Source organism: Aeromonas sp. R5-4 (assembly GCF_040908215.1).
Lineage (GTDB): Bacteria > Pseudomonadota > Gammaproteobacteria > Enterobacterales > Aeromonadaceae > Aeromonas > Aeromonas veronii.
Map to the genome: position 1 here is coordinate 181,322 of NZ_JBFODG010000033.1, position 14,347 is coordinate 195,668.

At 58.9% G+C, this 14,347-nt stretch carries 11 protein-coding genes and 8 tRNA genes; 2 read left to right on the top strand and 17 right to left on the bottom strand.

Translation table 11 applies throughout. The features are described from left to right. The first annotated feature begins 164 nt into the window (after positions 1-164). Positions 165-1,838, top strand: coding sequence for an Hsp70 family protein (locus tag AB5Y83_RS18030; RefSeq protein ID WP_368175688.1), 1,674 nt, complete (start codon positions 165-167; stop codon positions 1,836-1,838). Here the strand turns inward: AB5Y83_RS18030 and AB5Y83_RS18035 are convergent. From AB5Y83_RS18035 to pnuC, 7 genes are all read right to left on the bottom strand, one after another. Beyond that, positions 1,835-4,603, bottom strand: coding sequence for a J domain-containing protein (locus AB5Y83_RS18035; protein WP_236396677.1), 2,769 nt, complete (start codon positions 4,601-4,603; stop codon positions 1,835-1,837). The genes AB5Y83_RS18030 and AB5Y83_RS18035 overlap by 4 nt on opposite strands. 3 nt (positions 4,604-4,606) lie before the next feature. Next, positions 4,607-5,356 (bottom strand): DUF1266 domain-containing protein, encoded by a 750-nt coding sequence (locus tag AB5Y83_RS18040; RefSeq protein ID WP_368175689.1) that lies wholly within the window; start codon positions 5,354-5,356, stop codon positions 4,607-4,609. A 75-nt stretch (positions 5,357-5,431) separates the two neighbouring features. Then, positions 5,432-6,352, bottom strand: coding sequence for an alpha/beta hydrolase (locus AB5Y83_RS18045; protein WP_368175690.1), 921 nt, complete (start codon positions 6,350-6,352; stop codon positions 5,432-5,434). A gap of 87 nt (positions 6,353-6,439) precedes the next feature. Beyond that, entirely contained in the window at positions 6,440-6,766 is a 327-nt protein-coding gene (gene yqfB / locus AB5Y83_RS18050) for a N(4)-acetylcytidine aminohydrolase (RefSeq protein ID WP_368175691.1), read from the bottom strand. A gap of 42 nt (positions 6,767-6,808) precedes the next feature. Further along, positions 6,809-7,480 carry a Crp/Fnr family transcriptional regulator gene (locus AB5Y83_RS18055; protein WP_368175692.1) on the bottom strand — a complete coding sequence of 224 codons (672 nt, stop codon included), beginning with the start codon at positions 7,478-7,480 and terminating at the stop codon, positions 6,809-6,811. Between the two features lie 105 nt (positions 7,481-7,585). Further along, a complete protein-coding gene (locus tag AB5Y83_RS18060; protein ID WP_368175693.1) occupies positions 7,586-8,311 on the bottom strand; it encodes a nucleoside phosphorylase in 726 nt (241 codons plus the stop codon). A gap of 3 nt (positions 8,312-8,314) precedes the next feature. Then, on the bottom strand, positions 8,315-9,031 hold the full coding sequence (gene pnuC, locus AB5Y83_RS18065; RefSeq protein ID WP_368175694.1) for a nicotinamide riboside transporter PnuC: 717 nt from the start codon (positions 9,029-9,031) through the stop codon (positions 8,315-8,317). Positions 9,032-9,294: 263 nt separating this feature from the next. Between pnuC and AB5Y83_RS18070 the strand changes: the two genes are divergently transcribed. Further along, positions 9,295-11,127: an SLC13 family permease gene (locus AB5Y83_RS18070; protein ID WP_368175695.1), complete on the top strand. Its 1,833-nt coding sequence runs from the start codon at positions 9,295-9,297 to the stop codon at positions 11,125-11,127. Between the two features lie 218 nt (positions 11,128-11,345). Here AB5Y83_RS18070 and AB5Y83_RS18075 read toward each other — a convergent pair. From AB5Y83_RS18075 to pth, 10 genes are all read right to left on the bottom strand, one after another. Then, positions 11,346-11,429, bottom strand: a tRNA-Leu gene (locus tag AB5Y83_RS18075). Positions 11,430-11,437: 8 nt separating this feature from the next. Next, positions 11,438-11,514: transfer RNA gene (locus tag AB5Y83_RS18080), tRNA-Met, on the bottom strand. Between the two features lie 39 nt (positions 11,515-11,553). Then, a tRNA-Gln gene (locus AB5Y83_RS18085) sits at positions 11,554-11,628 on the bottom strand. 10 nt (positions 11,629-11,638) lie between these two features. Then, a tRNA-Met gene (locus tag AB5Y83_RS18090) sits at positions 11,639-11,715 on the bottom strand. A gap of 39 nt (positions 11,716-11,754) precedes the next feature. Further along, positions 11,755-11,829, bottom strand: a tRNA-Gln gene (locus AB5Y83_RS18095). 41 nt (positions 11,830-11,870) lie between these two features. Beyond that, positions 11,871-11,945: transfer RNA gene (locus AB5Y83_RS18100), tRNA-Gln, on the bottom strand. Between the two features lie 46 nt (positions 11,946-11,991). Further along, positions 11,992-12,066: transfer RNA gene (locus AB5Y83_RS18105), tRNA-Gln, on the bottom strand. An 8-nt stretch (positions 12,067-12,074) separates the two neighbouring features. Beyond that, positions 12,075-12,151, bottom strand: a tRNA-Met gene (locus AB5Y83_RS18110). Between the two features lie 234 nt (positions 12,152-12,385). Next, the gene (ychF, locus tag AB5Y83_RS18115) at positions 12,386-13,477 is read right to left on the bottom strand and encodes a redox-regulated ATPase YchF (protein WP_005353921.1); all 1,092 of its coding nucleotides are present in this window, start codon (positions 13,475-13,477) and stop codon (positions 12,386-12,388) included. Positions 13,478-13,593: 116 nt separating this feature from the next. Next, positions 13,594-14,190: an aminoacyl-tRNA hydrolase gene (gene pth, locus AB5Y83_RS18120; RefSeq protein WP_368175696.1), complete on the bottom strand. Its 597-nt coding sequence runs from the start codon at positions 14,188-14,190 to the stop codon at positions 13,594-13,596. Positions 14,191-14,347 lie beyond the last annotated feature (157 nt).

The window sequence follows — 14,347 nt, forward strand, 5'->3', positions numbered from 1 at the left end:
AGCACACTATTAACATATCGCTCGGCAAAGGCCAAATTGAAGCCACTTAAGGCTTGTGGGTGAAATGAGCTGATGATCTAACGTTGGGCTCCACTTGACCACTTTTTGTATGCACAGCACAATCCTTGCTCTTTCATGTAGTTAAAAGGTGAAGAGGCATTTTCATGACGCAGATGCAGAACCCAGCCATTGGCATTGATCTGGGGACAACCAACAGCGCGATCGCAGTATGGCGTGAGGGCCAGGCTCAACTCATACCCAATGCCCATGGCGAGGATCTGACGCCATCGATTGTCAGCATTGGTGAGGACAACACCCTGCTGGTGGGTCAGGCTGCTGCTACCCGCCTGCTGACGGACCCTGCCAATACAGCGTCTCACTTCAAGCGTTTTCTGGGCAGTGAGCGGCGTTATCGACTGGGCAAGGAGCAGTACACACCGACCGAGCTCTGTGCATTGGTACTGGGGAGCCTGAAGTCGGATGCCGAGGCGTGGCTCGGCCACCCTGTGAGCGAGGTGGTTATCTCGGTGCCAGCCTACTTTGGCGATCAGCAGCGCAAGCAGGTGCGACTGGCGGCCGAGTTGGCTGGGCTTGATGCGGTGCGCCTTATCAACGAGCCGACGGCAGCCGCCATGGCTTACAGCCTGCATGAGCAGTACAGCCGCCGTTTTCTGGTGTTTGATTTGGGCGGGGGGACCTTCGATGTGACCGTGGTGGAGTATCAGGATGGCATCATGGAGGTGCGAGCCTCGGCGGGAGACAATCGGCTCGGTGGCGAGGACTTTACCCAAGATTTGGTCGATGCGGTGCTTAGCAGGCTCAACACCGATCGCGGTGAACTGACGCTCTCCCAACTCGGGCAAGTTTATTTGTCCTGCGAGCGGGCTAAACGTCATCGCAGTGGTAGCGGCCTTGATGTCGAGCTTGGTGCAGAGTGGAACCGGAAATTCAGTTTCTCCGAAAGCGAGCTGACCGAGACCTGGCGCGATACCCTCACCCGGTTACGTAAACCCTTGAGTCAGGCGCTCTCCGATGCGCGCCTGCGTCCCGACGAGGTTGATGAGCTGATCTTTGTCGGTGGAGCGAGCCGCCAGAGCGAGGTACAACAAATGGCGGTGCGTCTGCTTGGTCGCTTTGGCCGCCACGAGCTGGATCCGGATCGGGTGGTCGCCATGGGAGCTGCTATCCAAGCTGCCTGCCGTTTGCGTGACAGTGTGGTTGAAGAACTCATCATGACAGACGTTTGTCCTTTCACGCTGGGCATCGCTGTCAGCCAGGGTGACCAGCACGGCATCTTTAGTCCCATCCTCGAGCGCAATACAGTTGTACCAGCTTCACGAGTGGAGCGTTACCGCAGTGGTCACGAACAACAGAGTGCTGTGTGCATCAGCATCTATCAGGGGGAGCGCTTCTGGGTGCGCGACAACCTGCATGTGGACGATCTCGAGATCCCGTTGCCGACCGGCAAGGGCATTCAGGAAGTGGATGTGCGTTTCAGTTATGACATCAACGGCATGCTGGAGGTGGACGTTACCCTGGTGAATTCGGGTGAGCAGTTCCAGAAGGTAATAGACAGAAGTCCGACTGGCGTGACCGAAGAGGGTAAGCACGAGAGTCGAGAGCGTCTGGCCCGTCTCAAGCAACATCCGCGCGATGCGTTGCCCAATCTGACCCTGAGCGAGCGATTACAGCAACTCTATGAAGAGAGCATCGGTGACGAGCGGCGTCAGATAGAGCAGTGGCTGCTGCAATTTGAACGGGTCCTGGCTGGCCAGGACCCGCAGCTGATCCGCTCATTTCGAGAAGAGATGAACGCTCTGCTCAAGCAGTTGCACTAGTCGAGAATGTCGCTCAGCGACATGCGGCCCTGTTTGTAGAACTCCCTGGGCCAGCCACGGCGCAGTGCGCCCGGCCTTAGCTGACTGCTCATGACTAGGTGGCCGAGCCACAGGGGGACCGCCAGCCAGGCGCTATTGATGTAGAAGGCGATGGCTAGCCAGATCAGACTCCAGACCAGATAGTTTCGACTGGTGCGCGTACGTGTCTGGGCCCGGCAGATATGCCACATCAGATAGAGGTTCATGAACAGCATCGCTGCCATATCCAGACCGAGGGAATAATATTCCACCCAGTTGGATGAGCCGGAGGCGAGGACTTCGCGCAGGGATGGTTCCAGTGGAAAGGCGAAGTAGGGCAGGATGGCGGACAGTATGCTGACGAACATCAGCTGTGAACCGCTTTGTAGCCTGAAACGCTTTTTGGCGTGTGCCCTGTCATGTTCAAGCTGGGCGTTGAGCTTGTCCTCCAGATAGCTCTGAACTAGAGATCGCACCTCCTGCTGGGCTGGCGTGAGGCCATCCTGTTGCTTGTAAAGCGGGTCTAGTTGACGGGCCTGAAAGCCATTTCTGCCAAAATCATGAGCCAGCATGGCCAGGGCATAACAAACGGGATAGACAAACTTGGCTGCCGCTTCGTTTGGGCGGTGTTTCTCAAGTTCTTCCAGCGTGGTGATATTGTCAGGGTCCTGTTGCAGGTAAGCGTAAATCAGTGACTCTTCGGCATAGTAGACTTCCAATGCTAATCCCTGTGCCTGGCGCAGTTTTTCGAGCCGTTCGCGCAGTGGCGTCAAAATATAGCCATAGGACTCGTTGCTTGCCTTGTGGCTGAGCAGCAGGTTCCACAGCACTATGGTGCAGGCCAGATCCGGTTCGTTATCCAGTCGTCGATCGATCAGGGCTGCCAGTGCGGGTAGTTCGTTCAAGCGGGCTCGTTCGAGAAGCGCTTCGTCGCTGACATCAGAGCGTTTAAGGAGTTCGGTTTGGTTGCGCAGTTCCAGCGACAACACGTACTGCTGCGGCCAGCGGGCGCAGGCGTCCATGATGGCAGCTTGGTATAGGGTGGGTTGGGCACAGAGACGCAGGAGGGTGGAGAGCGGTGTGTCCTCCTGACTGGTTGGCAGTGAGCCCACCGACTGGCGAATGGCGTCGAGATGCTGTTTCGGCGTCCAGGGTCTGGCATAGTAGAACTGCGCCCAGCGGAAACAGCCGGGCCAGCTCTCGCCATGCCAGGCATCACCGAGCGCCGTATCGCTGTAGAAGCGTTGATGAGAGAGACGGGCGCCTAGGTGCATCCCCAGCATCATCCGCTCATCCCATCCTTCATTGCTTGCGCGCTGGGCGATTGCTTTGAACCAGGAGTCAGGCAGCAGCGGATAGCGGCGCAGGCAATCGAGCCACTGCTCCGGCGTGGCGCAGGCAATCTGCTCGGCACTGGGGGGCGCGATACTCAGCCAGTCATCGTTGCCATAGCGGGTAAGCAGTGCATCAAGCAGGGGCAGTGCTGGCCGCTCGGCCAGTTTGCGGCGAGCGTGGCGTTGCAGCAAGTGTGCGAGGTACCGCCAGCCACCCTCGGCCTCGGTCAGCTCGGGCTGTGTCAGTGCCGCTTCCAGTGCCTGCCAGGTGCCGTATTCGCTGTGCCACCATAGGCGGGCCAGGGCACCACGTGTGCCGGGTAGCGCGTTCAGCGCCAGGGCGGTGAGCGGCATATTGTCAAACCCCAGCATCTGGTCGTGCAGCCACTCTTCCAGCGGGTCCGGTTGCTGCCAGGGCAGCGTCAGCCACTGGGGTTCCCAATAAGCGCTGCGCGAGGTGGGCCACTTCTGGGCGGTGGCGAATGCCTGCAGCCAGCGGGACAGATCCTGATCGCTGTCTAGATGCCACTGGATAAGGTGATTGGCGAGCAGCGCCTCGTATTCCCGCTCTTCCAGTGCCTCGGCGACCTGCATCACCAGCTGTTCCTTGCCGCAGCGCAGGCTGGCGTCGGAGAGCAGGTGCCAGTCATCTTCACTGAGGTGATCCTGCTCCAGCAGAGCAAGTGTGAGCGCAAGACGGTGGGTGGGATCACCGTCAGTACCGGCGGCATGGAGCGCGCGCAACTGCAACCGGAGCAGGTCAGGGTGGTCACCGACGATGGGGAGGGCTGAGTGATAGATGAGCCCTAATACGCTGTTGCGATCACCAACCTCGAGCGATAGCAGCAGTGGCTGATAGAAGGCCAACACGGCGCGTTGACGGGCATGGTCTAGGGTGGCAAGCCACTCCAGAGGGGCTGCCAGCGGCGCCTGACGCCACCAGTCGAGAAATTCCCCCTTCTTTTGCATGTCGCCGGTAAGACGCAGTAGTGACGCCCAGTCGAGCGCTTGCCAGAGACGCTCGATCACCGGTGCTGGCAACCATTGCCATTGAAAGATGTGTTGCAGCACTTCGTCCGACAGCCGGCTCTGCTGAACCAGCGAAAGTGACTGCAGTGATGTCTGCCACTTATCCCATTCGGTCATTACAAATCGCCGGCTGGCATCGCCAAGCAGTTCAAGCAGAGCGGTCAGTTCAGCGGCGTCGGCCGGACGAACCAGCTCGGTCTGTGGCTCAGAGTCATCACTCATGGCTGGACGCGGCTGGCTGGCCTCTTCATAAGCCTCGCGCAGCAGGCGGAAGCCTTCGGGATCGTCTTCCGGGTGGCAGTCACGCAATTTGATATGATAGGCGCGCTTGATGGCGGCCAGATCGTTGGTCTCTTGAAGACCGAGACGTTGCCAGATATCCATGTTTTATTCCTGCGGATCGCTGTTGAAGAGGTCAATGAGGCTTTGGGGTTGTTCTATGTCGGGTAGGGGGACCTCGTACCAGCTTTGTCCGTGGATTGGGTTCTCCTTATCCCTGAGCGCATCGGCCAGCATGGTCCTCATATCCCTTGCAATCCAGCCGTGTAGCAGAGCCTGGGCGGCTTGATCCGGCTCCCCCTCTTCATGACTGAATTCCCATAGGCAGCGGCCGGCATACCAGGCATGAGTGTACTGTTCCCAAGAGCCATAACGTCGGCGGGCTTGATGGGCTAGGTGGTTGTGGATAAAGCCGAACTCCTCCTCGCTGACCCAGCCAAAGCGAAGTCCCTCCCGGGTGAGGTACGAGGCGCGCCCATAGTCCCATGCCTGCACACCATGGGGGCCGATATAGGGGGCGGTACGAGCCACGAAGTCGAGTGAGGCGCGGTGACGCGGCGAGATTGCGCGCTCTCGCATGGTTTGCCACTGGCTCGGTTGCAGGCAGTGAAAGGCGCCGTATTCCTCGAGCATGAGATGCCCGTGGCAGTCGCCAAAGGCCAGCTGACGAACCTGCCGGTGCAAGTCGAGGCGATTCTCGATGCCCCAATCCTCTGCGAGTGTATCCGGTTCTTCGAGCCCCTCTCGCAGGGAGGTAGGCTTGAGGTATTCCCGCCACTCGGTCTGGAAGGCGATCTGTGGGGAGGTTAAAGTCAGCCACCATCGTTCGTGTGGGGCAAGATTGGTACTATCTAACATGGGGCTCACCAAGGGTGCATTTGAGTCAGCTGGCAACTATAAAGGCGTGCGGAAATGGATGCAATTGATCCTCTGTTACTGGTTACGCAACCAGTCGGAGAGTTGTTCAATGAGCTGACGCGCAGCGGGGCTGACTCCGGCCAGTTGGAAGAAGCCGTGTATAACACCCAGTTGCCGCTGACAGGTAGCCGTGACACCGGCTTGCAGCAGTTTGCGATAGAGGGCTTCCCCTTCATCGCGCAGCGGATCATATTCCGCCGTTACGATATGGGTCGGTGGTAATCCTGACAGGTCGGAATAGTGGAGCGGGCTGGCTTCGGGGTGAGTGACGGGTAGCTCGCCCAGATAGGCGTGAAAACCGCTTAACAGCATGTCGCGGGTGATGAGGTAGTCATCCCCTAGCTGCCGATAGCTGTCACTGTCGCCCGCAGCATCGAGCATCGGATAGATGAGCAGTTGGGCGGCAGGCAAGGGGGCGCCTCGCTCCTTGAGTCGCAAGGTGGTGATCAGGGCTAGGTGGCCGCCAGCACTGTCGCCCGCAAGGGCAATCCTTGCCGGCTCGCCATGCCATTTCTCCACATCGGCCATGATGGCGAGCGTGGCTGCCAGAGCGTCGTCGTGTGCTGCAGGATAGGTATGTTCAGGGGCAAGGCGGGTATGTACCGCAAACACCAGTGCCTCGGCGCGATTGCACAGCATCCGCATCTGGCGGTCATGGGTGTCGAACTCGCCGCTGACAAAACAGCCGCCATGAAAGTAGATCAGGGCCGGACGGCTTGTACTTGAGGTTGGCGCTGGTTGATAGAGGCGAACGGAATAATGGCCGTTTTGCCACTCTTCGACAGCGCCAACCTCTTCCCGTTCACCACCCAATACGGCTGAAGCAAGATAGCCTTCACGCCGCTCCTGCCAGCTCAGGCTGCTCGCCTTGGGGCGGCCTGCGGCAATGAACTCTGCCACCATGGCCGCAATGGCCAGTTCAAGTTGTGTACCCATAACGCACCAACAACTGTATATAAAAACAGTTATTTTGCGCTTTTAGCCAGAGAGCGCAACCGGCGTTAGCTGAGGCAGCTCACAAAATCAGGCTTCAAGCAGCTGGAATTCAATCACATAGAGCGGCGGCAGATCGGGGTAGATATCGCGGATCACCTGTTTGAGCTCGGGGAGGGTCATGTTCTCCTGACGGGCGTGCTCGTCATTCAGTTCATCGAAGGCGACCGCCTTGACCGAGAGCACCTCGATGGTGCCAAAGGGCTGGTGTTCCGGGTTGGTGAACAGCGCCAGACGTTGGCCGGGCTGCCAGTTGGCCTCGCTCTCGTCGCGGATGGTGATGGTCTTGCGGCCCGCCTGAATGTCGGCAACGAAGCGGCTGAAGAAGGTGAATTCGGGATAGGGATGGGCAGACATGGTGACTCCTGACTGGGTGAATCGAAATGGGATGAATGGAAATCAAAGGTCGAGATAGGCGCGCAGCCTGGTCAGATCGGCGATAACGGGGCCGTCGCTGCCGTCGGCAACTATGCCCTGTTCGACCAGCTCCTTGAGGGCGCGGCGGTAAACCCGCTCTGTGGTGCCGAAGCGCGCCGCCTCGTGGGCCCGCTTGCGTGACCCCAGCATGGGGGTGCGCTGGCGTTCTCGCCACAACTCATAGGCGATGTTGTAGGCGATGGGGTGGAGCAGTCGGCTGGTGGTGATCTCCAGCGTATCGAGATAGTCGCTGGCAAGCGCCGCGGCGAAGCAGAGGGTCAGCTCGGGCTCGGTCAGCAGGCGCTGGGCCAGCTTGTCGGCACAGATGACCCGGGCGTCCAGTTCGGTCTCGGCCACCACGTTCCACTGCACCGGGGTGGCGCTGAAGAACTCCATTTCGCCGAAGATCTGGCTGTGACACTCAATCTCGCCGAGCTGGAAGATGCGGCCCGAGTGGACGGCGCTATTGAGGGAGACCCGCCCTGCGCCCACCAGATAGAGTTGCTCGCTCAGCTCTCCCTGGCGCATGATCAATTCGCCCGGCAGGTAGCGGCGCAGAAACAGGGTGCAGGCGTCGAGCGCCGCGGCAAAGCGGGGTTCAAGCTGCTGGAGTTCGGCGTGAAAACGGCCGAGGGGGTAGGGCTGTTGCTGCATGACTTGCCTGTCGCACCGGATGACGAGGGCCATGAGGCTAGCAAGAGTGCGGGCCGGATACCAGCCCGCACGGTAGCGGATGTGCCGCAGTTAACGGTTTGCGCTTTATTGCACCAGAGCGTGGAGGGCGGCGGCGATGGCTTGCTGCTCACCGGCCATCATCGCCTGTTCGGCGCTGGCGTAATCCGCCACCCCTTGTTGCACATCCTGCTCGAACAGCACCACGTTGCAGAGCACGGCGGCGACCCGTACCTTGCGCAGGCGACCCACCGTCAGCAGGGAGGCGGTCTCCATGTCTGCGCCGAGCACGCCACGGGCATGCCAGTAGCGGCACACCTCCTGCTCGTCATCTCGATAGAAGCTGTCGTGGGAGCGTACCAGCCCGTGCCAATGAGGCTGGCTGCTAGTGGCCACATGGTTGAGCAGGGCCGCTTGCAGCCAGATATCGGCGCAGGCGGGGTACTCGGCGGGCAGATAGGCCTGCGAGGCCCCCTCATTGCGTACCGCCCCTTCTACCACGATAAGGTCGCCGAGCCCGATGTCGTGCTGCAAGGCACCGGCGGAGCCGACCCGTATAAGCGATGTGGCACCGGCTTGCACCAGCTCCTCAAGCGCTATGATGGCCGACGCGCCACCGATACCGGTGCTGCAGACCGTGATGGGCAGCCCCTGATAGGATCCGTTGATGAGGCGAAACTCCCGATTTTGTCCCAGCACTTCACACTGTTCAAGCTGGCTGGCGATGCGGTCGACCCGGGCCGGGTCGCCGCACAATATCACCCGCTCGGCAATCTGGTCGGGGCGGCACTGAAGATGGGGTAACAGAGTCATGGCTTACAGACCTTGTGGCTGGCGCTTGGCGGCAATCACCCAGAGGCGGGTGCCGTTGGCGGCGATAAACAGCAGGATCAGGTACTCCAGCGACATGGCGTAGACGCCCTGCGCGGCATAGACACCGATGCTGATGATGTTGATGATGACCCAGAGGATCCAGTTCTCCACGTATTTGCGGGTCATCAGGATCTGGGCGACCACCGAGAGCACCGTCATGCTGGCATCCCAGAACGGGAAGGCATCGGGGGAGGGCTCGGGGGTGGCAAGGTTGGCACCCAACAGGTTGAGCAGGGAGACCGAGGTGCGCGCCAGAGTGGCGAAGACCGGGTCGATATAGCGGGTCAGCAGGGCGATGGCCAGCACGCTCACGGCGGCGGTCACCATCAGTTTGGATTTGCTGAGCCAGCGGATCTGCAGGGTATCCCCCTGATCGTTGGCCGGGCGGGTCCAGGCGTACCAGCCGTAGACGTTGGCGCAGAAGAAGAACAGCTGCAGCATCAAAAGTCCGTAGAGCTGGATCTGGAAGAAGATGATGGCAAACAGGCTGACGTTGATCAGGCCAAACAGGTAGTTGATGGTTTTCTCCTGACTGGCGAACCAGATACAGGCCAGACCAAACAGGGTGCCGATGGCCTCAATCCATGACATGGCATAGCCGCCACCCAGCGGGATGGTCACCAGCGTGTTATTGATGCTGAACAGCTCGAATATGCTCATTTTCTGATCCTTGGGCATGAGGGTTAGTATGCGAGGGCGCCATTCTAAGGGGTGAGGGGGAGGAGGGGCAGGACTTTTGTCCGCCCCGTACTTGGCCCATATCAAAGAAATCGCCGCTGCTGCCCGGTTATTCCAGCAGTGATGAGTTATGGGGCCCCGGCGGGCCGGACTTTATTGATATGTAGCAAGATGATAGCGCCATAGCTGTGGTCTGATAGAGTCCACTCTCCGGGAGGAGAATCACGTGATAAAAGGAGGTTGCATTGAATTCCGAGCTTGTCTGGGTGCTCTGTCTGCTGGCTGGCGCCATCTATCTCTTTATGACCAACAAGATGCGGATGGATGTGGTCGCCCTGTTGATCATTATCCTCTTTGTGCTGAGCGGCACCCTCACCCTGCCGGAGGCGCTGGCGGGCTTTAGCGATCCCAACGTCATTCTGATTGCCGCCCTGTTTGTGGTGGGTGAGGGGCTGGTGCGCACCGGCATCGCCTATCAGGTGGGGGATGCATTGGTGAAGGTGGCGGGCAGCAGCGAGACCAAGCTGCTGGTGTTGCTGATGGTAGCGGTGGCGAGTCTGGGGGCTGTGATGAGCAGCACCGGGGTGGTGGCCATCTTTATCCCGGTGGTGCTGAGTGTGGCGAATCGAATGGGGATCCCGGCCGGTCGCCTGATGATGCCCCTCGGTTTTGCCGGGCTGATCAGCGGCATGATGACGCTGGTGGCTACGCCCCCCAACATGGTGGTCAACAGCGAGCTGATGCGCCACGGCATACATGGTTTCGGGTTCTTCGATTTCACCCCCATGGGCGTGCTGATCCTGGGGCTGGGCATCCTCTACATGCTGCTGGTGCGTGGCTCCTTGGTGGGTGAAGGGGAAGAGGGCAAGGGCAAGCAGACCGGGCGCCGTACCCTGCGCGATCTGATCCGAGACTACCGATTGGCCGGTCGGGCCCGTCGTCTGGCGCTGCGGCCGGACTCCCCGCTGATTGGCCACACCCTGGATGAGCTGCAACTACGCGCCCGTTATGGTGCCCACGTCATCGGGGTGGAGCGCTGGCGCAAGTTCCGCCGGGTGATGGTGCCGGTGTCGGGGATCAGTGAATTCCAGGCCAAGGATGTGCTGCTGATCGACATGTCAGACCCCGAGGTGGATGTGCGGGCGTTTTGCACCGAGGCGCGGCTCGAACCCATGATCCTGCGCGGGGAGTACTTCTCCGATCAGGCGCGGGAGGTAGGGATGGCCGAGGTGTCGCTGATCCCAGAGTCCAAGCTGCTGGGTAAAAGCGTGCGTGAGGTGACCTTCCGCTCCAGCTATGGCCTGAGCGTGGTGGGGCTGCGCCGCGACGGTGAGGCACTGGCAGGCAAGCTGGTGGATGAGCCGCTGCAGATGGGCGACACCCTGCTGGTGGTAGGGAATTGGAGCCACATCAGACAGTTGCAGACCCATAGCCGCGACTTTCTGCTGATGGGGCTGCCCGCCGAAGTGGACGAGATGGCCCCCGCCCGCAGCCAGGCCATTCATGCCCTCTTCTGTCTTGGAGTGATGATCCTGCTGATGGTGACCGATCCGGTGCCCAACGTGATTGCCGCGCTGATCGCCTGCCTGCTGATGGGCAAGTTTCGCTGCATCGATATGGAGAGTGCCTACAAGTCGATCCACTGGCCGACCCTGATCCTCATCGTCGGCATGCTCCCCTTCGCGCTGGCGCTGCAAAAAACCGGCGGGGTGGATCTGATCGTCGGTGGCCTGATCAATGCGGTGGGGGAGATGGGGCCGCGGGTCATGCTGGCCAGCCTGTTTGCCCTCTGCGCGGTGATCGGGCTCTTTATCTCCAACACCGCGACAGCTGTGCTGATGGCGCCCATTGCACTGGGCACGGCCCAGCAGATGGGTGTCTCGCCCTATCCGTTTGCCATGACTATTGCCATCGCCGCCTCGGCTGCCTTTATGACGCCGGTCTCGTCACCGGTGAATACTCTGGTGCTGGGGCCGGGCAACTACAAGTTTGCCGATTTTATCCGTATCGGGGTGCCATTCACCCTGCTGGTGATGGCGGTCAGCGTGGTAGCTATCCCCTGGTTCTTCCCGTTCTGATAACCGGGATGATGAATGTGTGCACCAGCGGCCTGCGGGCCGCTTTTTTATGGCCGGGAGACAAGAGTGGCAAGGCGTGCTCGGAATCAGTGAAGAGTGCTATAGAAGGGAATTAACGTGGAGATGGGTTAATAGAGGTGCGAGATAAAAACTGGGGAGAGGCAAATTTCAGATACAAAAAAACCAGCGTGAGCTGGTCTGTTTGGTACTGCTATTAATGGTGCGGAAGGAGAGACTCGAACTCTCACGCCTAGGGCGCCAGAACCTAAATCTGGTGCGTCTACCAATTTCGCCACTTCCGCAATATTAATGGTGGCTATGACGGGATTCGAACCTGTGACCCCCGCATTATGAGTGCGATGCTCTAACCAACTGAGCTACATAGCCGTTTGTTATCGACCACTGATGTGGAAGAGAACAGAAAAATGGCTGGGGTACTAGGATTCGAACCTAGGGATGGCGAGATCAAAACCCGCTGCCTTACCGCTTGGCGATACCCCAACAGAAATAATGGTGGCTATGACGGGATTCGAACCTGTGACCCCCGCATTATGAGTGCGATGCTCTAACCAACTGAGCTACATAGCCGTTTGTTATCGACCACTGATGTGGAAGAGAACATAAAAATGGCTGGGGTACTAGGATTCGAACCTAGGGATGGCGAGATCAAAACCCGCTGCCTTACCGCTTGGCGATACCCCAACAGTGATGCATGACAGAAACTATCAAACATCTTTCAAAAATGGCTGGGGTACTAGGATTCGAACCTAGGGATGGCGAGATCAAAACCCGCTGCCTTACCGCTTGGCGATACCCCAACAGCGTTCCTCAACAGTCGCGAGACTGGCAAAGAACTTTTAAAAATGGCTGGGGTACTAGGATTCGAACCTAGGGATGGCGAGATCAAAACCCGCTGCCTTACCGCTTGGCGATACCCCAACTAGAGATGGTGGCTATGACGGGATTCGAACCTGTGACCCCCGCATTATGAGTGCGATGCTCTAACCAACTGAGCTACATAGCCAACCTTGCTTCCGGTGAGTCGTTACCTCGTCACCGTGCGGGCCGAATTATGCGTATCTGGCTCTGGGGCGTCAACCCTTTTTTTGCCAGAAAAACGCAATTTGAGTGCGTTTGACCAGTTATTGGTCTCTGTTGCGCAAAAGCCCAACAATCTGGTTTTTTTTAAGACATTGCCATTATTGCTTGGGCAATGGCAGATAAAAAACAGGCCAGCAAATGCTGGCCTGTCATGGGATTAGACGTTGAACAGGAAGTTCATGATATCGCCATCTTTGACGATGTAATCTTTCCCTTCAGCGCGCATCTTGCCCGCTTCCTTGGCGCCTTGCTCACCCTTGTAGTTGATAAAGTCTTCAAAGGCGATGGTTTGGGCGCGAATAAAGCCTTTTTCAAAGTCAGTGTGGATCTTGCCAGCCGCTTGCGGGGCAGTGGCACCGACCGGAATAGTCCAGGCGCGTACCTCTTTCACACCGGCGGTGAAGTAGGTCTGCAGGTTGAGCAGCTGGTAGCCGGAGCGGATAACGCGGTTCAGGCCCGGCTCTTCGATGCCAAGGTCAGCCATGAACTCGGCGCGATCTTCATCGTCCAGTTCGGCGATGTCGGCTTCGATGGCGCAGCAGACCACGACCACGACAGCGTTCTCGGCGGCGGCGATTTCACGCACCTTGTCCAGATAGGGGTTGTTCTCGAAGCCATCTTCCGCCACGTTGGCGATATACATGGTGGGTTTCAGGGTCAGGAAGTTGAGGTGGCTCACGGCGGCCAGCTCTTCTTTATCCAGTTTCATGCCGCGGATCATCTGGCCGTTTTCCAGCGCAACCTTGATCTTCTCAAGCACTTCCACTTCCAGCTTGGCATCCTTGTCGCCGCCTTTGGCGCGCTTGGACTGACGGTGAATGGCGCGCTCGCAGGCGTCCAGATCCGACAGGGCCAGCTCGGTGTTGATCACTTCGATATCGTCAGCGGGAGAGACCTTGCCGGCAACGTGAATGATGTTCTCGTCATCGAAGCAGCGCACAACGTGGCCGATCGCTTCGGTTTCACGGATGTTGGCCAGGAACTGGTTACCCAGACCTTCACCCTTGGAGGCACCGGCAACCAGACCGGCGATGTCGACGAATTCCATGGTGGTCGGCACAACACGCTGCGGATTGATGATGGCAGCCAGCTGATCGAGGCGGGGATCCGGCATCGGCACCACACCTGTGTTCGGCTCGATGGTGCAGAACGGGAAGTTGGCGGCTTCGATACCGGCCTTGGTCAGCGCGTTGAACAGGGTGGATTTGCCTACATTGGGCAGGCCCACGATACCGCATTTAAAACCCATGGATTGTTACCTTACTTGATGGATGCTGTTGGGGGTCGCCCGCAGGCGGCCCATGTCATGCTTGTTCTGGTCGTTGCTCATGTACCGGCACAATGCCCGTACAGGGTCAAACCGACCTAACCCTTTTCAGCCTTGAAGCTGTGCAAGCGATTCATGGCCTTGGTCATATCTTGTTTGAACAGGATGTCGGTGGCGCGCAGGGATTCGTCCAGCGCGGCGTCGATCAGGTTCTGTTCACTGCTGGGAGCCTTGGTCAGGACGAAGCCAGCCACCTGCTCTTTGCTGCCGGGATGGCCGATCCCGAGACGCAGCCGGAAGAAGTTATTGTTGTTGCCCAGCTTGGCGATGATGTCCTTGAGACCGTTATGGCCACCGTGACCACCACCCTGCTTGAACTTGGCGATGCCCGGCGGCAGATCCAGTTCGTCATGGGCCACCAGCATCGCTTCCGGCTCAATCTGATAAAAACGCGCCAGTGCGGCCACCGCCTTGCCAGAGAGGTTCATATAGGTGTTCGGGATGAGCAGCCGCACATCCTGCCCCTCGACCAGGATGCGAGCAGTATGGCCGAAGAACTTGGGTTCTTCACGCAGGCTGACATTGTGCCAGCGGGCCAGTTGCTCCACATACCAGGCGCCCGCGTTGTGGCGGGTCTTGGCATATTCCGGGCCGGGGTTGCCCAGTCCGACGATCAGTTTGATTTCGCTTGTCACGCTTGATGTCTTCACTCGCAGCTGCCGTGGGCACACTACCCAGGGCAATAGGACGCAATATTCTAGCCGCCGAGTGGCGATCACTCAACCAATGCGCATGTTATGGCGGGATTTGCAGCATTATTGCGGTCAATGGGTGGCTAACGGTGGGCAAACG

Coding starts and splice junctions, on each gene's coding strand:
- AB5Y83_RS18030 (WP_368175688.1), top strand. CDS start 165: ATGACGCAGATGCAGAACCCAGCCATTGGCATTGATCTGGGGACAACC.
- AB5Y83_RS18035 (WP_236396677.1), bottom strand. CDS start 4,603: ATGGATATCTGGCAACGTCTCGGTCTTCAAGAGACCAACGATCTGGCC.
- AB5Y83_RS18040 (WP_368175689.1), bottom strand. CDS start 5,356: ATGTTAGATAGTACCAATCTTGCCCCACACGAACGATGGTGGCTGACT.
- AB5Y83_RS18045 (WP_368175690.1), bottom strand. CDS start 6,352: ATGGGTACACAACTTGAACTGGCCATTGCGGCCATGGTGGCAGAGTTC.
- yqfB (WP_368175691.1), bottom strand. CDS start 6,766: ATGTCTGCCCATCCCTATCCCGAATTCACCTTCTTCAGCCGCTTCGTT.
- AB5Y83_RS18055 (WP_368175692.1), bottom strand. CDS start 7,480: ATGCAGCAACAGCCCTACCCCCTCGGCCGTTTTCACGCCGAACTCCAG.
- AB5Y83_RS18060 (WP_368175693.1), bottom strand. CDS start 8,311: ATGACTCTGTTACCCCATCTTCAGTGCCGCCCCGACCAGATTGCCGAG.
- pnuC (WP_368175694.1), bottom strand. CDS start 9,031: ATGAGCATATTCGAGCTGTTCAGCATCAATAACACGCTGGTGACCATC.
- ychF (WP_005353921.1), bottom strand. CDS start 13,477: ATGGGTTTTAAATGCGGTATCGTGGGCCTGCCCAATGTAGGCAAATCC.